General features: G+C 44.5%; 24 protein-coding genes, 1 tRNA gene, 1 rRNA gene and 1 other RNA gene. 21 read left to right on the forward strand and 6 right to left on the reverse strand.

Annotated features, from left to right (window positions below; all coding sequences use genetic code 11):
• Positions 1 to 47 precede the first annotated feature (47 nt).
• From H8Z79_RS14310 to spoVG, 3 genes are read left to right on the forward strand one after another with little or no spacing between them, the layout of a single operon-like run.
• Positions 48 to 1,325, forward strand: a complete 1,278-nt coding sequence (locus H8Z79_RS14310; protein ID WP_015540798.1) for a glucose-1-phosphate adenylyltransferase — start codon at positions 48 to 50, stop codon at positions 1,323 to 1,325.
• A complete protein-coding gene (gene glgD, locus H8Z79_RS14315; protein WP_118041093.1) occupies positions 1,322 to 2,440 on the forward strand; it encodes a glucose-1-phosphate adenylyltransferase subunit GlgD in 1,119 nt (372 codons plus the stop codon). The genes H8Z79_RS14310 and glgD overlap by 4 nt, the downstream gene beginning before the upstream one ends.
• Positions 2,441 to 2,483: 43 nt before the next feature.
• Complete coding sequence (spoVG, locus tag H8Z79_RS14320; RefSeq protein WP_118041105.1) at positions 2,484 to 2,774, forward strand: septation regulator SpoVG; 291 nt, start codon at positions 2,484 to 2,486, stop codon at positions 2,772 to 2,774.
• A 238-nt stretch (positions 2,775 to 3,012) separates the two neighbouring features.
• Here spoVG and H8Z79_RS14325 read toward each other — a convergent pair.
• Positions 3,013 to 3,086: transfer RNA gene (locus H8Z79_RS14325), tRNA-Pro, on the reverse strand.
• 224 nt (positions 3,087 to 3,310) lie between these two features.
• On the opposite strand from H8Z79_RS14325, the gene pduB reads away from it, so the two are divergent.
• On the forward strand, positions 3,311 to 4,027 hold the full coding sequence (pduB, locus tag H8Z79_RS14330; RefSeq protein ID WP_015540801.1) for a microcompartment protein PduB: 717 nt from the start codon (positions 3,311 to 3,313) through the stop codon (positions 4,025 to 4,027).
• Positions 4,028 to 4,093: 66 nt separating this feature from the next.
• Here pduB and H8Z79_RS14335 read toward each other — a convergent pair whose 3' ends face one another.
• Positions 4,094 to 5,368: a PcsB-like coiled-coil domain-containing protein gene (locus H8Z79_RS14335; protein ID WP_118041091.1), complete on the reverse strand. Its 1,275-nt coding sequence runs from the start codon at positions 5,366 to 5,368 to the stop codon at positions 4,094 to 4,096.
• Between the two features lie 303 nt (positions 5,369 to 5,671).
• On the opposite strand from H8Z79_RS14335, the gene H8Z79_RS14340 reads away from it, so the two are divergent.
• Positions 5,672 to 7,675: a diguanylate cyclase domain-containing protein gene (locus H8Z79_RS14340; protein ID WP_118041089.1), complete on the forward strand. Its 2,004-nt coding sequence runs from the start codon at positions 5,672 to 5,674 to the stop codon at positions 7,673 to 7,675.
• Between the two features lie 134 nt (positions 7,676 to 7,809).
• Here H8Z79_RS14340 and H8Z79_RS14345 read toward each other — a convergent pair whose 3' ends face one another.
• A complete protein-coding gene (locus H8Z79_RS14345) occupies positions 7,810 to 8,055 on the reverse strand; it encodes a helix-turn-helix domain-containing protein (RefSeq protein WP_118041103.1) in 246 nt (81 codons plus the stop codon).
• A gap of 168 nt (positions 8,056 to 8,223) precedes the next feature.
• On the opposite strand from H8Z79_RS14345, the gene H8Z79_RS14350 reads away from it, so the two are divergent.
• Entirely contained in the window at positions 8,224 to 8,718 is a 495-nt protein-coding gene (locus H8Z79_RS14350; RefSeq protein ID WP_118041087.1) for a hypothetical protein, read from the forward strand.
• A gap of 18 nt (positions 8,719 to 8,736) precedes the next feature.
• Complete coding sequence (locus H8Z79_RS14355) at positions 8,737 to 9,843, forward strand: hypothetical protein (RefSeq protein ID WP_118041085.1); 1,107 nt, start codon at positions 8,737 to 8,739, stop codon at positions 9,841 to 9,843.
• Here the strand turns inward: H8Z79_RS14355 and H8Z79_RS14360 are convergent.
• A complete protein-coding gene (locus H8Z79_RS14360) occupies positions 9,802 to 10,500 on the reverse strand; it encodes an anaerobic ribonucleoside-triphosphate reductase activating protein (RefSeq protein WP_118041083.1) in 699 nt (232 codons plus the stop codon). The two genes, H8Z79_RS14355 and H8Z79_RS14360, sit on opposite strands and share 42 nt — an antisense overlap.
• Before the next feature lie 122 nt (positions 10,501 to 10,622).
• On the opposite strand from H8Z79_RS14360, the gene tadA reads away from it, so the two are divergent.
• Complete coding sequence (gene tadA, locus H8Z79_RS14365; RefSeq protein WP_118041081.1) at positions 10,623 to 11,138, forward strand: tRNA adenosine(34) deaminase TadA; 516 nt, start codon at positions 10,623 to 10,625, stop codon at positions 11,136 to 11,138.
• A gap of 74 nt (positions 11,139 to 11,212) precedes the next feature.
• Positions 11,213 to 11,650, forward strand: a complete 438-nt coding sequence (locus H8Z79_RS14370; RefSeq protein WP_015540807.1) for a GatB/YqeY domain-containing protein — start codon at positions 11,213 to 11,215, stop codon at positions 11,648 to 11,650.
• Between the two features lie 153 nt (positions 11,651 to 11,803).
• On the opposite strand, the gene ffs is transcribed toward H8Z79_RS14370, so the two are convergent.
• An RNA gene (gene ffs, locus H8Z79_RS14375) (signal recognition particle sRNA large type) lies at positions 11,804 to 12,065 on the reverse strand.
• Positions 12,066 to 12,244: 179 nt separating this feature from the next.
• Between ffs and H8Z79_RS14380 the strand changes: the two genes are divergently transcribed.
• From H8Z79_RS14380 to H8Z79_RS14415, 8 genes are all read left to right on the forward strand, one after another.
• Positions 12,245 to 13,327 carry a 6-phosphofructokinase gene (locus H8Z79_RS14380; protein ID WP_015540808.1) on the forward strand — a complete coding sequence of 361 codons (1,083 nt, stop codon included), beginning with the start codon at positions 12,245 to 12,247 and terminating at the stop codon, positions 13,325 to 13,327.
• A gap of 59 nt (positions 13,328 to 13,386) precedes the next feature.
• Positions 13,387 to 14,976, forward strand: coding sequence for a DNA polymerase III subunit gamma/tau (gene dnaX / locus H8Z79_RS14385; protein ID WP_118041079.1), 1,590 nt, complete (start codon positions 13,387 to 13,389; stop codon positions 14,974 to 14,976).
• Positions 14,977 to 14,999: 23 nt separating this feature from the next.
• Complete coding sequence (locus tag H8Z79_RS14390) at positions 15,000 to 15,356, forward strand: YbaB/EbfC family nucleoid-associated protein (RefSeq protein WP_015540810.1); 357 nt, start codon at positions 15,000 to 15,002, stop codon at positions 15,354 to 15,356.
• Positions 15,356 to 15,955 (forward strand): recombination mediator RecR, encoded by a 600-nt coding sequence (recR, locus tag H8Z79_RS14395; RefSeq protein ID WP_118041077.1) that lies wholly within the window; start codon positions 15,356 to 15,358, stop codon positions 15,953 to 15,955. Before H8Z79_RS14390 ends, recR begins: the two co-directional genes overlap by 1 nt.
• Before the next feature lie 33 nt (positions 15,956 to 15,988).
• On the forward strand, positions 15,989 to 17,086 hold the full coding sequence (locus H8Z79_RS14400) for a LacI family DNA-binding transcriptional regulator (protein WP_118041075.1): 1,098 nt from the start codon (positions 15,989 to 15,991) through the stop codon (positions 17,084 to 17,086).
• A 240-nt stretch (positions 17,087 to 17,326) separates the two neighbouring features.
• Positions 17,327 to 17,983: a fructose-6-phosphate aldolase gene (fsa, locus tag H8Z79_RS14405; protein WP_015540812.1), complete on the forward strand. Its 657-nt coding sequence runs from the start codon at positions 17,327 to 17,329 to the stop codon at positions 17,981 to 17,983.
• A 99-nt stretch (positions 17,984 to 18,082) separates the two neighbouring features.
• Entirely contained in the window at positions 18,083 to 18,925 is an 843-nt protein-coding gene (locus H8Z79_RS14410) for a transketolase (RefSeq protein WP_334291031.1), read from the forward strand.
• Positions 18,913 to 19,851, forward strand: coding sequence for a transketolase family protein (locus H8Z79_RS14415; protein WP_015540814.1), 939 nt, complete (start codon positions 18,913 to 18,915; stop codon positions 19,849 to 19,851). Before H8Z79_RS14410 ends, H8Z79_RS14415 begins: the two co-directional genes overlap by 13 nt.
• Here the strand turns inward: H8Z79_RS14415 and yyaC are convergent.
• Positions 19,835 to 20,398 (reverse strand): spore protease YyaC, encoded by a 564-nt coding sequence (gene yyaC, locus H8Z79_RS14420; RefSeq protein ID WP_015540815.1) that lies wholly within the window; start codon positions 20,396 to 20,398, stop codon positions 19,835 to 19,837. The genes H8Z79_RS14415 and yyaC overlap by 17 nt on opposite strands.
• A gap of 158 nt (positions 20,399 to 20,556) precedes the next feature.
• Between yyaC and H8Z79_RS14425 the strand changes: the two genes are divergently transcribed.
• The 4 genes from H8Z79_RS14425 to H8Z79_RS14440 form a co-directional block, all read left to right on the forward strand.
• A complete protein-coding gene (locus H8Z79_RS14425) occupies positions 20,557 to 21,867 on the forward strand; it encodes a LysM peptidoglycan-binding domain-containing protein (RefSeq protein ID WP_118050214.1) in 1,311 nt (436 codons plus the stop codon).
• A 106-nt stretch (positions 21,868 to 21,973) separates the two neighbouring features.
• Positions 21,974 to 23,215: a DUF5711 family protein gene (locus tag H8Z79_RS14430; RefSeq protein ID WP_118041657.1), complete on the forward strand. Its 1,242-nt coding sequence runs from the start codon at positions 21,974 to 21,976 to the stop codon at positions 23,213 to 23,215.
• A 10-nt stretch (positions 23,216 to 23,225) separates the two neighbouring features.
• The gene (locus H8Z79_RS14435; RefSeq protein WP_015540818.1) at positions 23,226 to 23,936 is read left to right on the forward strand and encodes a CvpA family protein; all 711 of its coding nucleotides are present in this window, start codon (positions 23,226 to 23,228) and stop codon (positions 23,934 to 23,936) included.
• Between the two features lie 516 nt (positions 23,937 to 24,452).
• Positions 24,453 to 24,560, forward strand: a 16S ribosomal RNA gene (locus tag H8Z79_RS14440); the annotation flags it as partial.

The raw sequence follows: 24,560 nt of genomic DNA on the forward strand, positions 1-24,560 counted from the left end.
AAGTATGGTATAATGAAACATCATAATATACAAGAGGTGATTGCGTGATGATGAAGAAAGAAATGATTGCCATGCTTTTGGCTGGCGGTCAGGGCAGCAGACTGGGCGTATTGACACAAAAAGTAGCAAAACCAGCAGTCGCTTTTGGAGGGAAATATCGTATTATTGATTTTCCGTTGAGTAACTGTATTAATTCAGGAATCGATACAGTCGGTGTTCTGACACAGTATCAGCCACTACGGCTGAACACCCATATCGGCATTGGTATTCCGTGGGATCTGGACAGAAACGAAGGCGGTGTGACCGTACTTCCTCCATATGAAAAGAGTACCAACAGCGAATGGTATACCGGAACAGCCAATGCGATTTTTCAGAATCTGGATTATATGCAGCAGTACAATCCGGATTATGTACTGATTCTCTCGGGAGATCATATTTATAAAATGGATTACGAAGTCATGCTGAATTATCACAAGGCAAATAAGGCAGATGTAACGATCGCCTGTATGCCGGTTCCGATAGAAGAAGCAAGCCGCTTCGGGATTATGGTTACAGATGAGACAGGGCGTGTGGCGGAGTTCGAGGAGAAACCGGAGAAACCAAGCAGCAACCTTGCTTCCATGGGTATCTACATATTCAGCTGGCCGGTGCTCAAAGAAGCACTGATCGCACTGAAAGACCAGAGTAATTGCGATTTTGGCAAGCATATCCTTCCTTATTGTAAAGATAAAGGACAGAGGCTGTTTGCCTACGAATATAATGGCTACTGGAAAGATGTCGGTACACTGGGATCTTACTGGGAAGCAAATATGGAACTGATCGATATCATTCCGGAATTCAATCTGTACGAAGAATTCTGGAAAATCTATACAAAGGGAGACATCATTCCGCCGCAGTATATTGCAGGGGATGCAGTGACGGACCAGTGCCTGATCGGAGAAGGCGCCGAGATCTATGGTGAAGTACACCATTCCGTGATCGGACCGAACGTAGTGATCGGCAGGGGCACCGTCGTGAGGGATTCGATCATCATGCGTAATTCACAGATCGGAGAAGATACCGTCCTTGATAAGGCAATCGTAGCAGAGGATGTTGTAATCGGAAATAAAGTTACACTGGGCTTCGGAGAAGAAGCTGCAAACGTACTGAAACCGGCAGTTTATGCATTTGGTCTGGCGACAGTCGGAGAACGGAGTGTAATTCCTGATAATGTACAAATAGGCAGAAACACTGCCATATCCGGAGTGACTACAGCAGAAGATTATCCGGGAGGAATCCTGGAGAGCGGACAGGTGATCAAAGCAAAGGATGGTGAGCAGGCATGAGAGCAATAGGTATTATTCTGGCTGGCGGAAACAACAGCCGCATGAGAGAACTGTCGGACAAGAGAGCTATCGCGGCAATGCCTGTAGCGGGAAGCTACCGCAGCATTGATTTTGCACTGAGTAATATGGCGAATTCTCATATTCAGAAGGTCGCTGTACTGACACAGTACAATGCCCGTTCTTTGAATGAACATTTAAGTTCCTCGAAATGGTGGGATTTCGGACGTAAACAGGGAGGTATGTTTGTATTTACACCTACGATTACGAAGGACAACAGCCTGTGGTATCAGGGAACGGCAGATGCCATCTATCAGAACATTGATTTCCTGAAACAAAGTCATGAACCATATGTAGTTATCGCATCCGGTGACTGTATATACCGGATGGATTATAATAAAGTGCTTGAGTATCATATCGCAAAGCGTGCGGATATCACGGTAGTCTGCACTACCTGTGAAGATCAGACAGAAGTCGAGCGTTTTGGCGTGGTACGTATGAATGATGACGGCAGGATCGTAGAATTTGAAGAAAAACCGATTGTTTCTTCTTATAATACAATCTCTACAGGTATCTACGTAGTAAGAAGAAGACAGCTGATCGAGCTTCTGGAGCGTGCGGCACTTGAGGGCAGACATGATTTTGTAAACGATATTCTGATCCGTTACAAAAATCTCAAGAGAATCTATGGATACAGGACAGATGCTTACTGGAGCAATATTTCTACCGTGGAAGCATATTATCGTACCAACATGGATTTCCTGCGTCCGGATATCCGCAACTATTTCTTCAGACAGGAGCCGTCGATCAAGACCAAGATCGACGATCTTCCACCGGCTAAATACAATCCGGAGGCAGTTGTTAAAAACAGTCTTGTTTCAAGTGGCTCGATCATCAACGGAACCGTCGAGAATTCTGTTTTGTTTAAGGAAGTCTATGTAGGCAACAACTGTGTGATCAGGAATTCTGTGATTCTGAATAATGTTTATATTGGGGACAATACACGTATCGAGAATTGTATTGTTGAGAGCAGGGATACCATTCGTGCAAATTCCTGCTACTGCGGCGAAGATGGGATTAAAATCGTCGTTGAGAAAAATGAGAGATACGCATTATAATGCGAACTCATAAATGCGTATGAAAATGAAAGGGGCAGACACGATGAATATTACAGACGTACGTGTAAGAAAAGTAGCAAAAGAGGGAAAGATGAAAGCAGTTGTTTCTATCACGATTGATGAGGAATTTGTAGTTCATGACATCAAAGTGATCGAAGGCGAAAAAGGACTGTTTATCGCTATGCCGAGCCGCAAGGCTACAGACGGAGAGTACAGAGACATTGCACATCCGATCAATTCCGGTACGAGAGACATGATCCAGAAACTGATCCTCGGCAAATACCAGGAGATGCTGGATGCAGAGCCTGCTGAAGCAGTGGAAGCTGCAGAGTAAACCGGAAGGTTTTGCGATAAGGGTTAAATAAAGAAATAATAACAAAATAAAGAGAAGGTATGCCCGGGTGAAGAAGATCGCTTATGTTTGAAGTAAGAGATGGTTCATACCCGGGCGTTTTATTCGTGACTAAATTCGTGACCGATGATTTTCACCCGTTTTTTGGAATCTCTTTTTTGAGCATAAAAAACACCGAAACCCTTGATTTCTCAAGAATTTCGGCGCCCCTGCCAAGTAGTCGAAGTGACAGGATTTGAACCTGCGGCCTCTGCGTCCCGAACGCAGCGCTCTACCAAACTGAGCCACACTTCGTTATTTGATTTTGCTTTGTCGCTTGACGCAAGACATATTATATTATAGTGAAATACAAATGTCAACAACTTTTTTTGAATTTTTTTAAAAAAATTTAAAAGTATATTCAATGCAGGTTTTAATGGTGTTCTTTCTTGCAAACGAGTACATAATACGTTATATTTATATCAAAGATCTGTTCCTGATGATTCAATATGAATATCAGAACAGAAAGGAGTTTTTTCATGATTGATGTAAAAAGTATCAGTACACATTGTACACGGACAGAATTTGTGGGAACCACCGTCCTTGATACGATTGGACTGGTGATTTCCGGAATTGATGATACATTATTAAAAGAAATGAATGTGGGTACCAAATATCATGCGCTCGGACTGTTTAGCTCAAGGACGGGAGCTGCAGGACAGATCACAGCGATCGATGATGCAGTAAAAGCAACCAACACAGATGTGCTTTCCATTGAATTCCCGCGTGATACCAAAGGCTGGGGCGGTCACGGAAACTATATTGTGATTGGCGGAAATGATGTTTCAGATGTGCGCCATGCGATTGAACTTGCGTTGGAACTTACAAAGAAAAATGCAGGCGAACTTTATATCAGCGAATCAGGGCATCTGGAATTTACTTACTCCGCAAGTGCAGGCGCTGCATTACAGGAAGCATTTCATGCAGTACCCGGCGAAGCATTCGGATTCATGGCAGGCTCCCCGGCTGCAATCGGTCTTGTGATGGCGGACACCGCAATGAAGGCCTCCGCAGTAAATATTACCTGCTATATGACACCAAGCATCGGAACCAGTCATTCCAATGAAGTGATCCTCGGTATCTCCGGTGATGCCAGTGCAGTTAAGGCGGCTGTACTTGAGGCTCGCCAGATTGGTCTGGAACTTCTGATCGGCATGGGTTCCTATCCGGAAATTCCAGGCACACCATATCTCTAAAATAATGTAACGCAAAACAGCAGACCTTCATGGCCTGCTGTTCTCTGTATATATTAAAATTCCCCTTTAATTTAACTGGTACACATCCGCATACTGTAATCCGAAGCTCAGTGCCTCGCTATGGCTGCCACAGTAAATGTCAACATGTCCATAAGGAGTTCCAAGATCTTCTACGGTATAAACGGTACCATTGATCAGAAGCTGTGTTCCAAAAGGTACACCAGCCATCGCTACAGTATGTCCTGCTGTCGGCATAACACCGCTTGCAGTTGCATTTCCTGCTGTTCCGCAGCACTGTGCGCAGTTACAATATCCTGTCAGCATAAAGTTTCCAAGGTATTTTCCCTGGCTGGAAGAACCGGAATCGGAAGAACTGCTGTCTGTACTGTCTGAGGATGTGTCCTCCGCAACTGAAGTATCCGCAGAGACTTCATCGGAAGAACTGCTGTCTGTACTGTCTGAGGATGTATCCTCAGTTGTATCAACAGATTCAGAGCTATCTTCTGTGCTGTCACCTTCATCAGCTGCATCAGTATCTTCTGTCTGAGCTGCTTCCGCTGCCTGAGCCGCTTCTGCCGCAGCTTCCTCTGCTGCACGTTCCTGCTCTGCCTGTTCCATCAGCTGTGAAATGCTGCTGTCAGCGCTGTTTACCTGTGCCATCAGTGCGCTTGCCTCATCCTGACTTGCACTGATCTGGTTTACATAGGAACTGATATTGTCGCTGGTAGTGGATGCCAGATTCTGAACTTCCTGCTGTTTGGAGCTTTTTTCTGTCAGAAGATTGCTGATAGAAGCAGATTCTTCTTCCACCTGTGCCTCCTGGGTTTTAATTGCTTCCTGTGTTTCTTCATATTTCTTAAGCATATTTCTGTCATATGTAGAAATAGATGCGATGTTGCTTGCTTCGTTTAAGAAATCAGAAAGATTATTTGAAGAAAGAAGAAGCTCAAGCATTGTGCTTCCGCCATTTTCGTACATATATTTAATACGGATCTTCATGGCTTCGTACTGATCCTGTGCATCCTGCTTTGCTTTTTCAAGCTCTGCCTGCACATTTTTCAGCTCTTCTTCTTTTTCAGCGGCTTCCACGCTGAGCTGTGAAATACTGTCTGTAAGTTCTGTATATTGAGTATTCAGTTCTGACAGGTAAGATTCAAGCTCCTGTTTCTTGCTTTCCAGGTCACTGATGTTCGCTTGTGCCTGAGCAAGCCCTGCCTGCGCTTCCTGCTTCTGTTCCTGTGCTGCTGCAATCTGATCTTCTGTGGAAGCAAATACGGTTGTTCCCATAGATATGGTCACTGCACATGCAAGAAGCAGTGAAAGAACTTTTTTGCTTTTCATAAAATAACACCTCTTAAATATTTTGTACGCTAAGTATAACACATTTTCGTAAATAATCAACACTTTCATTTTAATTTTGTAACAAACATGTAACATTTCGCGCCTTAAACACATCTTTCACAGCAGAATGCCACATGGAAATTCCGGATTATTACAAAAACGTTTCATTTTCCAATCAAAATTCAAATTTCCGCTCTCGTATTATATTGCTAAAAAGTACTAAATATCTACTGGTCAGATCGACGATTTACTGGTATAATATACAAAAATGTGTGCGTATATTCATTCAGAGGAGTGTCTGACATGAAAGAACATAGGCGATATAATATTGGGATTCTGATTGGTGGTGTACATACATATTTTCCGAAGGAACACATCCTTGGAATTGCAGAGGCAGCAGAAGAACTGGATGCTAATGTCTGTTTCTTTCTCGGAACGCAGACAAAAGACTTTTTCGAGGATATGCTTGGCGGAACACATAAGAATTCTTTTGACTATCAATTTAATACGATTCACGATTACAGTCTGATAGGTGGACTTGACGGGCTGATCATCAATTATGGTACACTCGGGCTTCAGCTGAAAAACGAAAGCGCCGAGCGGTTTGCGCTGAAATTTAATTCCATTCCGACAGTATTTCTCACAGAAATCGTGCATGAGCCAAACTGCCATTCACTGATCTGTGACAACAAACAGGGAATCCGGCTGGTTATGGCGCACCTGATTGAGAAACATCATTGCAGCAATATTCTTTTTGTATCCGGACCGGCACAGAATACCGATGCAAAAGAGCGGAAAGCTGCCTATTTTGAAATGATGGAAAGATATCATCTTCCGGTCAGTGACAAGATGATTGCACAGGGTGATTATTCCGAGTTTGTTGACCGTCAGGTAAATCAGCTACTTGATGATAATCCGAATGCCGAGGCAATTGTATTTGCCAACGATGAAATGGCATTTGCCGGTTACCGTGTATGCGAAAAGCGTGGACTGAAAGTGGGAAAAGATATCCTGATCACCGGATTTGATGACTGCGAGCGGGCATCAGGCATGGACCCTGCACTTACAACCGTTGTGCAGGATGGTGTTCTGATGGGCAGAATGGCGGTCTACGATCTGATTTATAAGCTTGACGGAAAGGATGCACTGTCAAGACGTGTCCCGGTTTCTTTGTGTATCAGGGAGTCCTGCGGATGTCAGGAAAAAAACGGCAAAACACCGAATACACCACTGAATTTTGTCGATCAGATACATAAATTAAACCGTACCATTACGAATATGAAACTGGAACTGATCAATTTTCAGAGAAAGTCCTGGTTTATTCCGTCTCTTGCACGAAATTTAAATGATTGCATGGATGATGAACATGCTTTTCTTCTGGAAGCGATGGAAAATATGCGGGAACTTCGGACGAAATGTACTTATCTTTTCCTTTTGGACGAGCCTGTAGTCTATCGCAAAGATGACAAGTGGAAATGTCCGGAAAATCTGCGTCTTGCAGCATATTACAAAAAAGAAGAAGTGGATGCATTTCATCTTTATGACCGTTTGCCGGTTTCAAAAGAAGGTGGAATCTGTCAGCTTATGGAGGATGGAGAGAGACATCAGTTTATGATTTTTTTGCTGTTTTCCGGCGAAAGACAGTATGGCTTACTGGCATGTGATATTCAGCAGGAAGAATTTCCGTTCTTCTATGTGATCAGTCTGCAGATCGGGCTTTCTCTCCGTTATCTTGAAATAAGCAAGGCAGAAGCGGCGAGACGCCGCGAGATGACAAAAGACCTTGAAATGATCCGGGAACGTAATCGGATTCTGGGTATTATGTCTGCGAATGATGAGCTGACCGGCCTTTTGAATCTCAGAGGATTTACAGAAGAAGCAAAAAAATTCTGTCATGAAGAACAGGGACAGCGCACTTATCTGATCTGCGGAGATCTTGACCATCTGAAAGAGATCAATGATAACTGGGGACATCCGGCAGGAAACTTTGCACTTCGAAGTGTGGCGGAGATTCTGAGAGGATGTATTCGAAGCGATGACGTTCTGGCGCGTGTGGGCGGAGATGAATTTCTGATTCTTCTGAAATGTACCGAAAAAGGGTATCAGGAAACATTCCGCAAACGTGTGAAAGACGCCTACACATATTTTAATCAAAAATCAGATAAACCGTTTCTGGTGGAGATCTCTCTCGGAATCGCTGAGTTTTGCTCCGGGCCGCAGACGGATATCCAACAGGTGATCGCGACAGCAGATCAGTTTCTCTACGAAGCAAAGAAACACCGGCGGAAGTCGATACGGCGACCGTAAGAAGTTAGAGCAGTTTTGATATAACAGGCATTATCTGCGTACAAACAGGTAGTGTCTGTTTTTTTGATAACGGAAGTCCATAATGGACTAAAGAAAAAGAGAAAATTATAAAAAACAAAAAAAGAATGAAAAATTTATTTTAATTTGATCAGATCTTTGAAAAAGTCCCCCACTTCGCAGTGAAAGATATCTGCCAGTGCCATCAACTCGCTTACCCTGATGTTCATGCGGTTGGTTTCGATCTTGGCATAACTGCTTTTGGAGATTGGGAGACCCATCAGATTCATGCGGGCAATTACCTGCTCCTGTGTGAGTTTATTCTGGTAGCGCATCTTCTGGATGCTGCTGCCAATGCTCATGTCCATTCTGATTTTCTGTATCATAATTATCCCCATATCCTGATGTTTCGTAATAAAGAAACATCTATGTATTGATGATATCGAGGAATTTCGTTATAATGTTTCGTAATAAGGAAACATTTGCCGCTGTAGCACAAAGGAAAAGCTAACGGTGAAAGTTTTTTTGTATGGACGTGTGGAGGAGAAAAAATGAATAAGGACTGGGGAAAAGCAATTGCACAGCTTTGCGTCATAACACAGAACAATGCGGACTTGAAAGAACCTGTATTACAGTATGTGAAGTTTATGAAAACAATATACGGTATAGATGGAGCGGATTTTCTGGATATCTACAGAGAATGGGAACGAAGTGGGGAGATTGTGGATAAACGTGAAAAAGTGAGCTGTACCGGTCTGGGAAATATGGAAAAGAACTTGTACCCGAAGAGTATGGACGGGCTGTGTCGGCTATATGATGAAGGAATACTTGAAGAAGACGCATTTTGCGAGACTTTGTTTGAAGAAGATTATGAGATAAAGAATGGGGCTGATGGAAAATTTATTGGATTTTATCCGCAGTATCCAGGATGTATCGGCTTTGCGGACAGTAGAGAAATGCTGGATATGAAAATGCAGAAATCCCTGAAAAACTGGATCAGAGCGGCATATATTCTCTGGAAAGAGAATAAGATTCTTGTGAAATAAAAAGCAGGAGGGAGCTGTTTGGCAGCGTATCGGCGTTTTGTAGCATATGTGTATGAATACCGAAAAGACAAAAAAGGGGTAAACTGTGGATTCGTGCGGATTGAAGCATGGAGGAATGTATGCAGGATAGAACTGCATCTTCTGTGTCCGGGACTGGTTTCGGGCTCAGAATGCAGTGTTTATGGATTTGTCCGGAAAGATGAAGGTATAGACGGAATCCTTCTTGGTGTGTGTGAGACAGCAAAAGAAGAGATTAATTGCATACTGGAGAGCTCTGTTGAACATATGGGGGACAGTGAACATTCCCTGGAGGAAATGGGAGGAATGATCATTACGACTGACCAGGGTGGATTTTTCGGAACAGAGTGGGATGATATGCCAATCCGACCAGAAAAATTCAGGGTTGTTCCGAGAATAGAGGATAATATGTCGGAAAGTGCAGCGTCAGATGGAAAGGCAGAAACTGATGAGACGGTGAAATCCGGCAAAGATGAAAAAAATAGCAGAACAGAAAGCAAAGAAGATAAAGAATATCCGAAGAAAGATAAGTCAGCTGCAGAAATAGCAGACATAGAGAAGCAGAAAGCAGACGCTGCACAGACAGAAGTGAAGACCCCGGAGAGTCAGGAACTCCACACACAGTCAGTGACAGAGCCGGACAGTACATTAGTTCAAAATTCTGAAACAGTATCGACGGATCAGGAAGTAATGAATGCGCAGGAGAAGAAATCACCGGATCGAAAACCACAGGAGCAAAAGTCTCAGAACTCCAGGAGATGCGGAACTCCATGTGATGTGTTTCAGGATGGGGAATTGCATGACTGTCGTAAAATTTTGCCGCAGGATCTCTGCTATATGGGGCGGCGAACCTGCCCTTTGCGAAACAATCGTTTCGTCCAGTACAGCTATTATCATTTCGGACATCTTCTTTTGTGCAGGAACCACTGCGGTCAGCCGGTACTCGGCGTACCGGGACGATACGACCAGCAGGAGCGGTTTATGGCGAATATGTTTGGTTTTCCGTATTTCAAAGAAAGCAGCGAGATTCAGGTGCCGGGCGGAAAAGGCGGATACTGGTACCGTCTAATCGATTCCGCGAATTCCGACAACGGGAATGGTTGTTAAAAGAATTTCACGAAAATGTTCCAGTTCTTCCAGAGAATAGCTGCTGAAACCGGGCTGCAGGACTTCTTCGGAGTCCCTGTATGCCTGGAGATAGTAGCCGCTGGCCCCTTTTAACCACTTACCGATGCGGACAAAATCTTCTTCATTGTGAAGCTCTCTGACAACAGTTGTCCGAAACTCATAATCCAGATTTCCGTGAAGCAGAAAATCAACCGTTTCACGGACTGCGTCCAGCGGCGGATGCAGCATGCCGGAGAGAGAGGGATAATTTTCCGGACAGGCTTTGATGTCCACAGCAGCTTTCTGGATCAGATCCTTATCGGCAAGAGTTTTTAAAACTTCCGGGTGCGTGCCGTTTGTGTCAAGTTTGACCGGATAGCCGAGATTGTGGATTTTTTGTATAAAATCTTCAAGATCCGGGGCAAGCGTAGGTTCGCCGCCGGAGATACAGACACCTTCGAGGATTCCCTGACGCTTTTTCAGGAAAGAAAGAACCTCTTCTTCGGGAATCTCAGGTTCTTCGGCAGGATTTAACACAAGGGAACTGTTCTGGCAGAACGGACAGCGGAAATTGCAGTGCCCCAGAAAAACGGTTGCGGCAACGCGACCGGGATAATCAAGTAAAGTTGTTTTATTTAAACCGTGTATTTTAGGCATGTTCATACTTCCTGTCTATTGAAATCTATAGCTCTATTCTAATTTTTCCTCATTGATTTTGCAACCGGCATTTACTATACTGGATAATAGTCAGAAAGAATTGCAATTTGGAGGAAGTTCCGTTGACAGAACAGGAAAAATATATGAAAGAAGCCATCCGACAGGCCAAAAAGGCCCGCGCACTGGAGGAAGTACCGATCGGGTGCGTGATCGTTTCGGGCGGCAAAATTATTGCAAGAGGTTACAATCGCAGAAATACAGACAAAAATACTTTGTCTCATGCGGAGCTCAATGCAATACGAAAAGCAAGCAAAAAACTTGGTGACTGGCGTCTGGAAGGATGTACCATGTATGTGACACTTGAGCCGTGTCAGATGTGCGCCGGTGCACTGGTGCAGTCAAGAATCGATGAAGTTGTGATCGGCAGTATGAATCCGAAGGCAGGATGTGCAGGATCGGTGTTGAATCTTCTGGAGGTGGAAGGTTTTAACCATAAAGTAAAGATCACTCGGGGCGTTTTGGAAGAAGAATGTTCTACCATGCTCTCGGATTTTTTTAAAGAGCTTCGTGAAAAGAAAAAACGCCTGAAAATGCTGGCAAAACAGCAGGCACAGGAAGCTGCGGACGGGGACAGATAAACGTCTGAACACTTGTTTTTTGCCGGAAAAGTGATATGATGATAACAATTTAATGAACGAGGAGGAATTTTGAAATGACACTGGAAGCATTAAGAAAAGATATGGTCGCAGCCATGAAAGCAAAAGATAAAACGACAAAGGATGCAGTTTCTTCTCTTGTATCCGCAGTCAAAAAAGCTGCCATCGATGAAGGCTGCCGGGAGGATGTGCCGGAAGCACTTGTTGATCGTGTGATTTTGAAAGAAATGAAAACCGTAAAAGAGCAGCTGGATACCTGCCCGGAAAGCCGTGATGACCTTCGCGCAGAATATCAGGCAAGATATGATGTGATTGCGAAATATGCACCGCAGCAGATGAGCGCAGACGAGATCCGTACTTATCTCGAAGGAAAATTTGCCGAAGTTCTTGCAACAAAGAACAAAGGCCAGATCATGAAAGCAGTTATGGGAGATCTGAAAGGCAAAGCAGATGGTAAGCTGATCAATCAGGTCGTTGCTGAGATCTGCAAATAAAAGCGGACCGGTCACTGAGCAGAAGACCATATGAATGTGTACCCTCCCTGTCGGGCTGAACCGGCAGGGAGGGTGTTTTTCTGTATGCTTCTTTTACGGATAAAAAAATACTCCGTGGAAATGATATCCACAGAGTATATAATCATCTTTTTTCCGCGCGCCGCACCTCGAAATGTTCCCATGGACGTTACCTTTACAGTTAACTCGGCCCAGGCACCCTCACGGCACACAAGAGCTTCTGCTTAGTGCTGCTGCATTCCTGCCCTGACACGGTTCACAGATTCCTGTTGCGTGAGACCCAAACGTCAACGCCACTTATAAAGGGCAGCTCTACAGGAGACAAACCTCAGATTGGCATCACCCCTGCTGTAGCGGATTGCAGGTACAGGGCACCGCTATCTCCCCGGCTGCGCGGACTTTAAGTATAGACGATTTTTGAATACTTGTCAAGTGGGGGTAAAGTATTATATAATAGTAGACAAATAGTTGCTGTGAACGGAGTGAACAGTAACGACAAATATGGGTGCCGCCTTAAAGCGGGCGGTAACGGCATACCACTTTGTGCAGATGTGCACAGTAAGGAGGAAGTGTACTATGATCAAAAGAATTGGTTTATTAACAAGCGGTGGTGACTGTCAGGCGCTGAATGCTACTATGAGAGGTGTGGTAAAGGCACTGTCAAACGCAGTGGATGACCTTGAAGTTTATGGATTTGATGATGGGTATAAAGGACTGATCTATGGCAAATACCGGATGCTGAGTTCGAAGGATTTTTCCGGCATCCTGACTCGTGGAGGCACGATCCTCGGTACATCCCGTCAGCCGTTTAAGCTGATGCGCGTGCCGGACGAAAAAGGTCTCGACAAGGTTGAAGCCATGAAGCAGACTTATTATAAATTGTGCCTGGACTGCCTCGTGATCCTTGGTGGTAACGGTACACAGAAAACAGCAAACCTTCTCCGTGAAGAGGGGCTGAATATCATTCATCTTCCGAAGACGATCGACAATGATATCTTCGGAACCGATATGACTTTTGGTTTCCAGAGTGCGGTGAATATCGCTACAAATGCAATCGACTGTATTCATACAACAGCAACTTCACATGGTCGTGTATTTATCGTTGAGATCATGGGACATAAGGTTGGAAGTCTGACACTTCATGCAGGTATTGCAGGTGGTGCGGATATTATCCTGATTCCGGAGATTCCTTACGACATCAAGAAGGTCTGCGAAGCAATCGAGAAACGCAACAAAGCAGGCAAGCGTTTTACGATCCTTGCCGTTGCCGAAGGGGCAATTTCCAAAGAAGATGCAGAACTTCCGAAGAAAAAATACAAAGAAAAACTCGAAGCAAGAGCAAAGAAATATCCGTCTGTTTCCTATGAGATTGCGGATCAGATCAACCAGGTTATCGGAAGTGAGGTTCGCGTAACTGTTCCCGGACATATCCAGCGTGGTGGCGAACCATGCCCGTATGACCGTGTACTTTCTACCAGAATCGGTGCCGGGGCAGCAGAAGCAATCCTTGATGGAGAATACGGAATCATGATCGGTGTTATCAACGGCAAGATCAAGAGAGTCCCGCTTGCAGACTGTGCTGGCAAGCTTAAGATGGTTTCACCGAAAGACCAGATCGTCAAAGCTGCCAAACAGATTGGAATCAGTTTTGGAGACTGAGACATACCAACAGATTATTTTAAAATAAATTCCTGCAGTGACAGGAGAGGAGTGTATTCATGAGCTATACTGCCCTGTACCGAAAATTCAGGCCCGATAATTTTGCAGATGTCAAAGGGCAGGACCATATTGTAACGACGCTGACGAACCAGATCAATGCCAATCGTATCGGACACGCGTATCTTTTCTGCGGTACGCGTGGTACCGGTAAGACCACGGTGGCAAAGATTCTGGCGAAGGCCGTGAACTGTGAACATCCGATTAACGGAAGCCCGTGCAACGAATGCGAGATGTGCAAAGCCATTCAGGCAGGCACATCGATGAATGTGATCGAGATTGATGCCGCTTCCAACAACGGTGTGGATAATATCCGTGAGATCCGTGAGGAAGTAACTTACCGTCCGACAGAAGGTAAATACAAAGTGTATATCATTGACGAGGTGCATATGCTTTCTACAGGAGCATTCAATGCTCTTCTGAAAACACTGGAAGAGCCGCCGTCTTATGTCATCTTTATTCTGGCAACGACAGAGGCACACAAGATTCCGATCACGATTTTGTCCCGCTGCCAGCGATATGATTTTCACAGAATCTCGATTGACACGATCGCGGCACGCCTGAGCGAACTTCTTAAGGTGGAGGGCGTGGAAGCTGAGGAAAAAGCAATTCGTTATGTTGCAAAAGCCGGTGACGGTTCCATGCGAGATGCACTCAGCCTTCTGGATCAGTGTATTGCTTTTTATCTGGGACAGACACTGACTTATGACAAGGTCCTTGATGTTCTGGGAGCCGTGGATACCGAAGTATTCAGCAAATTATTGCGTAAAGTTCTGGCGGGTGATGTAACTTCCACGATCAGGATCCTTGAAGATCTGATCGTCGGAGGCAGAGAACTCAGCCAGTTTGTGGGCGATTTCACATGGTATATGCGCAATCTGCTTCTTGTGAAGACTTCAGACAATCCGGAGGAGGCAATCGATGTCTCCTCCGAAAATCTGAAATTATTGAAAGAAGAAAGTGAAATGACGGACAGTGATACGCTGATGCGCTATATCCGTATTTTTTCAGATCTTTCCAATCAGATCCGCTTCGCAACGCAGAAGCGTGTGCTTGTTGAGATTGCGCTGATCAAACTGTGTCGTCCGGCAATGGAGACGAATCTGGATTCTGTGCTGGACCGTATCCGTGTACTCGAACAGAAGATTGACGAGCGCCCGGTGCAGCAGGTGATCGTGCAGAGTGCCGGTGCGGGAGTAGGCAGCGCCGAATCGGAAAAGCTGGCAGAGCGGCCACCGCAGAAAGCAGCACCGGAAGATCTGCAGAAGATCGTGGCAAGCTGGAAGATGATCATCGGACAGACGACAGCCGCTTTCAAACAGGCACTTCTGCAGTCCGTGCCGAAATACAACGGAGAGACCGGTGAGCCGATTCTTTATGTGGAGTTTCAGACCCCGCTTGGCAGGCTTTATCCGGATGATTCCGAAGCCAAAAAAGAACTGCAGTCCATCATTGAGCAGAAGCTTGGCAAGAGTATCGAGCTTCATATGCTTGTAGCCGAAGATCATCAACAGACGAATCTTTCGCAGATTACGGTGGATCAGGCAATACGTGACAATATTCACATGGATGTTGTAATAGAAGAAGATTAATTTTTTATCAGGAGGATATCACCATGGCAAAACGTGGAGGATTTCCGGGCATGGGAATGCCGGGAAACATGAATAATTTAATGAAACAGGCGCAGAAAATGCAGCGTCAGATGGAAGAAAACCAGAAAGCACTTGAAGAAAAATCATTTACCGCAACTGCAGGTGGCGGTGCTGTAGAAGTAACTGTATCCGGTAAACGTGAAGTGACCGGTGTGAAACTTTCCGAAGAAGTTGTAGATCCGGATGATATTGAAATGCTCGAAGACCTGATCGTTGCAGCAACCAACGAAGCACTTCGTAAAGTAGAAGAAGAAACAACAGCGGTAATGTCCAAACTCACAGGCGGACTCGGCGGTTTAGGCGGAGGTCTTCCTTTCTGATGGAATACTACAGTACGCACATCAATAAGCTGATTGAGCAGCTTTCGCATCTTCCGGGGATTGGACCGAAGTCGGCACAGCGTCTGGCCTTTCATATCATGAACATGCCAAAAGACCAGGTAGAACAGCTTGTCTCTTCCATCACCGGGGCGAGAGAAAAGATCCGCTACTGCAAAAAATGCTGTACGCTGACAGATCAGGAACTTTGTCCGATCTGCAGCAACCCCAAAAGGGATGCAGGTACGATCATGGTCGTAGAAAATACGAGAGATCTTGCCGCATATGAAAAAACGGGTAAATATGAGGGCGTTTATCATGTGCTCCATGGTGCAATCTCTCCGATGCTCGGGATCGGGCCGGATGATATCCGGCTCAAAGAGCTAATGCAGCGTCTTCAGAGCGAAGACATCAAAGAAGTGATTATTGCGACAAACTCCAGTCTGGAGGGTGAGACGACGGCAATGTATATCAGTAAGCTGATCAAGCCAACCGGGATCCGGGTAAGCAGGATCGCAAGTGGTGTACCGGTCGGCGGTGATCTGGAATATATTGATGAGGTAACACTTCTGCGTGCACTGGAAGGCAGAGTGGATCTCTGATATAGACTGCAATGACAGAAGGAGGACGTGAGAGTGGCAAAAAGAAAACCAACCTCTTCACAGGTCGCACAGAGGGCAGGGGTTTCTCAGGCTACGGTATCCATGATACTGAACAGGAGAAATGATGTGTCTTTTTCGACGGAAACTGTAGAAAAGGTAGAACGCGCTGCGAGGGAGCTGGGATACGAACTTCCTCACCGCAAAAATAAAAACAGTACCAAAAAGGAAAAACTGATCGTTGTGATCTGTCCGACGCTGACAAGCCCATATTACGTCCTTCTTTTACAGGGTATCGAATCCGTAGCAAACGAAAAAGGCTACGGTGTTTTTATCTGCAACACGCAGAGGGATGCCGGACAGGAAGAAAAATATCTCAGGATGATCAGTACGATCGATCCGCAGGGAATTATTTATGCATGCAATCCGCATCCGGATTTTCAGAAAAAAGTCGAGGATCTGGCGCGCAGGATACCACTTGTTATCATCAGCAATAAAGAAAAGACGACAACCGTAGATGCAATTAATCAGGATAACACGATGGTGGGGCGTCTGATGGCAAGGCATCTTCTGGATCTCGGTCACAGGGATGTGGCTTTTATCACACCACCGCTTACGCGTCGCCAGTGGCAGCGCTCCCGGAGAATTGACGGATTTGTCAAAGAATATGAAAAAGAAGGATTAGGCGGACATGTTCTGATAAAAGCGGCAGATGAGGCGGTTGACCGCAGACTGCCGAGGATGGATTCTGAATACTCGATGGGATATCAGCTTACGATGGATCTGATCAGGGAAGGCAGAGAATTCACCGCAATCGCAGGTCAGAATGATATGATGGCACTGGGCGCGATTGATGCGCTGGAAGAATTGCGTATCCGTGTACCGAAGGACGTGTCGGTCATCGGCTGCGACGATATTTTTTACTCCGGTATCCGAAGGCTGTCGCTTACAACGATCGATCATTTTGTTGCGTTGAAGGGCAGAGATGCCTGCGATATCATCATCCGTAAGATTGCGATAAATGATCAGTTTTATACGGGATTACAGCCGACCAGCCTTTATAATATCGAGTACACACCGAAGCTGATCACCAGAAAAACGACAGCATATGCAAATATGAAAAAAAGAAAATAAATTTGAACGGTAAAATTATTATTAATATTATCGAATGAAAGTCTGAAAGAAAACGTGAAAAACCGTACTTTCAGGCTTTTTTATATTTGCAAATGCGGAGAAAACGCTATAATACAATTTATAAATACAAAGATATTAATAGAAAATTAATTAATAATTATGTTCCGCCTTGACCTGAATTTTTAGTCTGTTATAATAAAAATATCAAGCAAAAACGCAAAAATCAGGAGGTATTTCACAATGAAATTTTTTATTGACACAGCGAATGTAGACGATATCCGTAAAGCAAATGACATGGGAGTTATCTGTGGTGTTACTACCAACCCATCCCTGATCGCAAAAGAAGGCAGAGATTTCAACGAAGTAATCAAAGAAATCACAGAAATCGTAGACGGACCGATCAGCGGTGAAGTAAAAGCTACTACTACAGACGCTGAAGGAATGATCGCAGAAGGCCGTGAGATTGCTAAAATCCATCCGAACATGGTTGTTAAGATCCCTATGACAGTAGAAGGTCTGAAAGCTGTTAAAGTTCTTTCCAAAGAAGGAATCAAAACAAATGTTACTCTGATCTTCACTGCAAATCAGGCATTGCTTGCTGCAAGAGCAGGCGCTACTTATGTATCTCCGTTCCTCGGAAGACTGGATGACATTTCTACGGATGGACTTCAGCTTATCCGCCAGATCGTTGAAATGTTTGATGTTGCAGGAATTACTACAGAAATCATCTGCGCGAGCGTTCGCCATCCGATCCATGTAACAGAGTGTGCTCTTGCCGGCGCTGATATTGCAACAGTTCCTTACAAGGTAATCGAGCAGATGACAAAACATCCTCTGACAGATGCTGGAATCGAAAAATTCCAGAAAGATTATAAAGCAGTGTTCGGTGACAAATAAAAATGCAATAAAAAGCTTTTTAGGTACATATTACTTGACGAGTGCGGAAATTAATTGTAGCATAAGTTTGTTGCAAACTATTAAAAGGAGAAATTGAACATCATGGAGAAATTAGAACTTCAGAAAATTGCGAACGAAGTCCGCAAAGACATCGTTACCGCTGTTCATGCTGCAAAAGCCGGCCATCCGGGCGGTTCCCTGTCAGCAGCAGATTTATTTACATACCTGTATTTTGAAGAAATGAACATTGATCCGAAAGATCCGAAGAAAGCAGACAGAGACCGCTTTGTCCTCTCTAAAGGTCACACTGCACCGGGACTTTACTCTGCACTTGCTGAGAGAGGATATTTCCCGAAAGAAGACCTCAAGACACTTCGCCATCTCGGATCTTATCTGCAGGGACATCCGGACATGAAACATATTCCGGGCGTTGATATGTCCAGCGGTTCTCTGGGACAGGGAATCTCTGCTGCAGTAGGTATGGCACTTTCCGCAAAACTCAGCAACGAATCTTACAGAGTGTATACTCTGCTTGGTGATGGTGAGATCCAGGAGGGCCAGGTATGGGAAGCAGCCATGTTTGCGGGATTCCGCAAACTGGACAACCTTGTTGTGATCGTAGACAACAATGGACTTCAGATCGATGGTCAGGTGGATGAAGTATGCTCACCGTATCCGATCGACAAGAAATTTGAAGCTTTTAATTTCCATGTGATCAATGTTACAGACGGAAATGATATGGATCAGCTCAAGGCTGCATTCGATGAAGCAAAAACAGTAAAAGGAATGCCGACAGCCATTATCATGAAGACCGTAAAAGGCAAAGGCGTTTCCTTTATGGAAAATCAGGTCGGATGGCATGGAAAAGCCCCGAACGACGAGCAGTATGCACAGGCAATGGAAGATCTGGAGAAAGTAGGTGAAGCATTATGTCAGAAGTAAAGAAAATCGCCACAAGAGCCAGCTACGGAAGCGCTCTGGTAGAACTTGGTAAAGAACACGATGATCTTGTTGTTCTGGATGCTGACCTTGCTGCAGCTACTCAGACAGGAATGTTTAAGAAAGAATTTCCGGATCGTCACATCGACTGTGGTATCGCAGAATGCAATATGGTAGGTATCGGTGCAGGTCTTGCTACTACCGGTAAAGTACCTTTTGTCAGCACATTTGCAATGTTCGCAGCAGGACGTGCTTACGAACAGCTTCGCAATTCCGTTGCATATCCACATCTGAATGTAAAGGTCGGCGCAACTCACGGTGGTATTTCCGTTGGTGAAGACGGTGCGACTCATCAGTGCTGCGAGGATTTTGCCCTTATGAGAGCAATCCCGGGTATGGTTGTCATGAGCCCTGCTGATGACATCGAAGCAAAAGCTATGGTCAAAGCTGCATATGAATATGTAGGACCTGTATATATGAGATTCGGACGTCTGGCTGTTCCGGTAATCAACGACAGACCAGATTACAAATTCGAAATGGGCAAAGGAATCGTTCTTCGTGAGGGAAAAGATGTAACAATTGTTGCTAACGGCCTTTGTGTTGCAGCATCCCTTGAAGCAGCAGAAAAACTTGCTGCAGACGGAATTGATGCAAAAGTGATCAACATCCATACCATCAAACCTCTGGATGAAGATCTGATCGTTACAGCAGCCAAAGAAACCGGCAAAGTTGTAACTGTCGAAGAACATTCTGTGATTGGCGGTCTTGGTGGAGCTGTATGCGAATGCCTTTCCGAGAAAGCACCTGTACCGGTAAAACGTATCGGTGTCAATGATGTATTCGGAGAATCCGGTCCGGCAGTAGCTCTTCTTGAGAAATATGGCCTGGACGCAGAGGGTATCTACAAACAGGTCAAAGAATTTGTATAAATCCGCATTTTGAGATCAGCGGTATCATATACAAAATACCATCAGTGATCTGATCGGCAATGGAGATCACGGTGGACAGACGTGTCGTCTGGAGTGTCAGATGTTCCAGAACACCGGAGACATTGACAATTCCTGTAATGTGAATATGTCCGACAGGCGGCAGCTTTTTATGAACAGCGGCACCCGGGTAGAGTGCGCCATTTGAAATGGTCACATACCCGAGGTGCTTTTTTTGTCCAAGTGAAGAATCAATGGCGATGATCAGACTGCCGGGATGACACTTTTGTATTTCCTGCATGGTATCGGTAAGGTTGAGCGCATGAACAGGAGCTGAAAGCGTACCGTATACATGAACCATCGGGAATACATGGCTGCTGAGCTGCGCACCGATATAGGGACCGAGGCAGTCGCCGGTGACACGGTCTGTACCGATGCACAAAAATATAATTTCAGACCACTCGAGCGTCTGTTCGAGAATGCATGCTTTTAAAAGCCTGCAAATTTCAAGGGAACAATTTGCATAGCGTGTATCTATATAAAAAGTCATAGCTTTATCTCCGCATCTTTTATTTTCTATTTTATCCTCCTGAGAAAAAAATATGCGCACTGCAAAATATGTCGCTAAATTCTTTTGCTGCGCTCTTAGATTCTGCTAAAATCCGCAACTTTCCTGTGCTATTCTGGTGCCTGAAGGGGTGATATGACATGATAGAGGTTGTCTACAAGGACGAAAAGCAGCATGCAAAAGGAAATGAAGGGATTTTTCAGTTGCCCAGAAATGTACGGCAGATAGGAACGACAGATCAGAATTACAGGGTCTATATGGAAGATTATGTGTATACATTTCTGGGGCGTGCCGCGGCTTCCGGAGAGAATAAAGAGGAAGAAGAACGCCATCTGGCTGTTTTTATGGGGGAGACGAAATGGGATGCCGGGACATGCTGTCTTTTTATCAGAGGTGCAGTGCTTGTTTCAGGCGGAGAAATTTCGCGGGAACACGTTGAGTTTACAGATGCCATGTGGCAGCAGATTCATGAGGATGCCGAAAAATATTTTGAAGGGGAAGAAATTGTCGGATGGTTTCTTGGGGGCAGGATGCAGCAGATGGAAGTGACGGAAATGATTCTTCGCATACATCTCAAGCATTTCGGAGGAGAAAAAGTGCTGATGCTGATGGACCCGGTGGAAAACGAAGAAGCTTTTTTTCATTATGAAAACAGCTTTATGGTAAAACAGAGCGGATTTTATATTTATTATGAAAAAAATCTGCAGATGCAAAATTATATGATAGAAAAAAATCCGGAATTATCTGCGCCACAGGAGGAAGAAGTACATGATGATGCTGTGCGTGCATTCCGGCAGATTATTCAGAAGAAACACTCGGATCATCCAAAAGAAGACGGGGGCAGGACATCGATGTTTTCTTATGCGGCAACAGCGTGCCTTGCTTTGGCTGTGCTGACAGTCGGAGTGCAGTTTTACCAGAATTATTCGAATGGTAATAAAATGTCACAGGAAGTGACGGAGACTACATCTGCTGTTATAAAGGAGAAAACTAAAAATGTGAAAACGACAGCGACACAGATACCGAAGATCACAGAAACACCAAAGGTAACAACAAAACCGAAAGTAAGTGTAACACCTCGGGCAGAGGAAAAGGTGAAGCCAACGCCAACATCGGCAATGAGGCAAAATATCACTCCGACACCGGGAACCAGAACAGAGAGTGAGATATACAGAGAAGAATCTGATGACAGAAAGGCAGAACAGCGTGTGCGGCAGGAACTGGCAGCTGAAACAGGCACAGCGGCAGAAAGTTCTGATACTGCAGGAAACGGTACGGCTGAGACGGTGGCCGGAACCGGGAGCTCCTATGTGATCAAACCGGGGGATACGCTCTATCAGATCAGTATAACGAAATATGGAACGATGGAAAAAGTGGCGGAAATATGTCAGGCGAACGGACTTACAGAAGATGAAATTATTTATCCGGGACAGATAATTGTACTGCCGTAATTGTATTGCCGAAAAAAATTTGATATAATAAAAATATTGACATTCTGCCAGACAGAATGCACAGAAGAAAATGCACAGAATACCAAATTATAAGGTAAGGATAAAAATGGCAAATATAATCAAAAAAATAAAAAGGAAACACAAAAAGAAAAAACTTCAAGCTGAACGCGCAAAGATGGAACAGAGCCGGCAGAACAGAACGCCGGAAGACGCCTATCAGGAACGGCTGTCAAAGCACCGGAGTGCAGTAATACGTCGTGCGGTGATGACTGTTGTGGCTGTGGCAGCAGTTGCGACGCTCTTTTTCTTTTACATGGAAAAGAGAAGTTACCATAATTACAAAATTCTGTCTGCGAGCGAGCAGGAGGATGTTGTGGCAACTAACTATGCGGAGATGTCGGGCAAAATTCTGCGTTACAGTCCGGACGGGGCCTCACTTGTGAGTGATACTATGGATACTTACTGGAGTACGCTGTATGAGATGCAGAACCCGGTGGCGGATGTAAGGGATGATCGGGCTGTTATAGCGGATCAGGACGGTACACTTCTGGAAATGTTTGACAAAGATGGCGAGACGGGCAGCGTGACAACTTCTTACAATATCATAAAAGCCAGAGTGTCATCCAGCGGCATGGTTGCGGCTATTCTTGATGGCGGTGATGCAACGTGGATTAATTTTTACGGATCTGATGGAACGCTGATCGCAGAGAACCAGACACATCTTGCAGATCCGGGCTATCCACTGGATGTGGCAGTATCGGACAGCGGCGACATTATGATGGTTGCTTATCAGTTTGTTGACGGAAGTGAAACGACAAGCTACGTTGCTTTTTATAACTTTGGAGATGTCGGACAGAGTGAAGATGATCGTATTGTCAGTGGCTACACGTATGATGGCGTGGTGATTCCACAGATCATGTATCTGGATGGAAATCGTTCGGCAGCTATTCGGGATGACGGTTTTACTCTTTATAAAGGAAGCCAGATTCCGAAAGAAGTTGAAACAATTAAAGTTGATAAAGAAATCGTCAGCACATTTTATGACGATAATATCATCGGTCTGGTGTTCAAAAACGGAGATAAAGATAAACCATATACCATGCGCGGTTATTCGACGGATGGAAGTCTGAAGTTCGAAAAGAAATTCAATATTCCGTATACAACAATCAAGGCCAGCGGCGGAAACATACTTCTGTACAACAGCTCTCAGATCAGTGTGATGAACAGCAGGGGTGTCGAAAAGTACAGTGGCACAGTGGATGGCACAATCAGCGACTTTATTAAAACAGGCTGGAACAGATATCTTCTGGTTCTTGATAATGGAGTTGATGTGATCAAACTCAGCTGAGAGGTGGCTTATGAATGTGACTTGGGCAGGCATTGCTGCGATCGGAGTGCTGCTTTTTACCGGATATACAGGGTATCGAAGAGGATTTATAAAGGAAATTGTTTCAATTTTCTTTGTCTTTCTTGCGCTTGCGCTTGCATGGACGATTAATCCGTATGTAAATACATTCCTTATGGAAAAAACTTCTCTGTATGATAAAATACAGGAGAGCTGTCGCGAGTTTTCTGACAGTCAGGATGCGACGGAAGGTAACGGAGAGGATGAAGAAACGGAAGACGGCCTGATCAGTCAGCTTCCTCTTCCGGAAATACTGCAAAAAAATCTGGCGGCTAACAATACAAAGGAAGCCTATCAATATCTTGCGGTCGATACATTTGGAGACTATGTCTCGGAGTATCTGGCGCGGGCAATTATAAACGGACTATCGTATCTGCTTGCCTATGCGCTTGCGAATCTGATGTTACGTGTGGCAATGCTTGTATTGGATATGATTGCGGGGTTGCCGCTTATCAGTGGCGCAAACCGGCTGACAGGAGGCATTGTCGGTGTAGCGAAGGGAATTCTTTTTATCTGGATCGCACTTTTACTTCTAACGATATTATGCAGCAGTGATATTGGAAAAAGCGGCCTGGAACTGGTTGAAAAAGACAGCATTTTGCAGGCATTATATAAGCATGATGTACTGGTAAACTTCTTTATGGATGTATTTTACAAAAAATAACAAAAAACACTTGACGCAGAGAAAGCATAATGATATACTTTAATCCGCTTCGATATGAAGCGGATTTTTCTTTTTGATACTTTTAAAAAGCTAAAAGAAAATGAAAAAAACTTATTGACATTCTTTGCTGGATGTGATAAAGTAAACGAGTTGCTGATGCAACGACGAATCACAAAAAGTCATTTAAAAAGTTTTGAAAAAACTTAAAAAGTTCTTGACAAACGAAAATGACAGTGATAAAATAAACGAGCTGTCGAAAGACAGAGAACCTTGATAACTAAACAGTGAAACACATACGATTCTCGAAAATTCACAATGAACACTTAACGAACACGAGTGAAAACGAAGTGTGAGTTTAGTGAGAATGCGGTTCGAAGGAACTTGATGAAAACGAGCGCAAGCGAAGTTTGAATCTAGTGAATCGAACTTCATTGTTTCTTTTTAAAGAACAAAACCTTAAAACAGTAAAACGAGAGATAACTAAGCTAGTTGGTTGTCTTGAGTGCATCAAACACTTTATCAGAGAGTTTGATCCTGGCTCAGGATGAACGCTGGCGGCGTGCTTAACACATGCAAGTCGAACGGGAAACCTTTTATTGAAGCTTCGGCAGATTTAGCTGGTTT

Source organism: Blautia intestinalis, from assembly GCF_014297355.1.
Lineage (GTDB): Bacteria > Bacillota > Clostridia > Lachnospirales > Lachnospiraceae > Blautia_A > Blautia_A intestinalis.

Bases quoted from the DNA above. Each gene is read 5' to 3' on its own strand.
- H8Z79_RS14310 (WP_015540798.1), top strand. From the start codon at position 48: ATGATGAAGAAAGAAATGATTGCCATGCTTTTGGCTGGCGGTCAGGGC.
- glgD (WP_118041093.1), top strand. From the start codon at position 1,322: ATGAGAGCAATAGGTATTATTCTGGCTGGCGGAAACAACAGCCGCATG.
- spoVG (WP_118041105.1), top strand. From the start codon at position 2,484: ATGAATATTACAGACGTACGTGTAAGAAAAGTAGCAAAAGAGGGAAAG.
- pduB (WP_015540801.1), top strand. From the start codon at position 3,311: ATGATTGATGTAAAAAGTATCAGTACACATTGTACACGGACAGAATTT.
- H8Z79_RS14335 (WP_118041091.1), bottom strand. From the start codon at position 5,368: ATGAAAAGCAAAAAAGTTCTTTCACTGCTTCTTGCATGTGCAGTGACC.
- H8Z79_RS14340 (WP_118041089.1), top strand. From the start codon at position 5,672: ATGAAAGAACATAGGCGATATAATATTGGGATTCTGATTGGTGGTGTA.
- H8Z79_RS14350 (WP_118041087.1), top strand. From the start codon at position 8,224: ATGAATAAGGACTGGGGAAAAGCAATTGCACAGCTTTGCGTCATAACA.
- H8Z79_RS14360 (WP_118041083.1), bottom strand. From the start codon at position 10,500: ATGCCTAAAATACACGGTTTAAATAAAACAACTTTACTTGATTATCCC.
- H8Z79_RS14370 (WP_015540807.1), top strand. From the start codon at position 11,213: ATGACACTGGAAGCATTAAGAAAAGATATGGTCGCAGCCATGAAAGCA.
- H8Z79_RS14380 (WP_015540808.1), top strand. From the start codon at position 12,245: ATGATCAAAAGAATTGGTTTATTAACAAGCGGTGGTGACTGTCAGGCG.
- dnaX (WP_118041079.1), top strand. From the start codon at position 13,387: ATGAGCTATACTGCCCTGTACCGAAAATTCAGGCCCGATAATTTTGCA.
- H8Z79_RS14390 (WP_015540810.1), top strand. From the start codon at position 15,000: ATGGCAAAACGTGGAGGATTTCCGGGCATGGGAATGCCGGGAAACATG.
- recR (WP_118041077.1), top strand. From the start codon at position 15,356: ATGGAATACTACAGTACGCACATCAATAAGCTGATTGAGCAGCTTTCG.
- fsa (WP_015540812.1), top strand. From the start codon at position 17,327: ATGAAATTTTTTATTGACACAGCGAATGTAGACGATATCCGTAAAGCA.
- H8Z79_RS14415 (WP_015540814.1), top strand. From the start codon at position 18,913: ATGTCAGAAGTAAAGAAAATCGCCACAAGAGCCAGCTACGGAAGCGCT.
- yyaC (WP_015540815.1), bottom strand. From the start codon at position 20,398: ATGACTTTTTATATAGATACACGCTATGCAAATTGTTCCCTTGAAATT.
- H8Z79_RS14425 (WP_118050214.1), top strand. From the start codon at position 20,557: ATGATAGAGGTTGTCTACAAGGACGAAAAGCAGCATGCAAAAGGAAAT.
- H8Z79_RS14430 (WP_118041657.1), top strand. From the start codon at position 21,974: ATGGCAAATATAATCAAAAAAATAAAAAGGAAACACAAAAAGAAAAAA.
- H8Z79_RS14435 (WP_015540818.1), top strand. From the start codon at position 23,226: ATGAATGTGACTTGGGCAGGCATTGCTGCGATCGGAGTGCTGCTTTTT.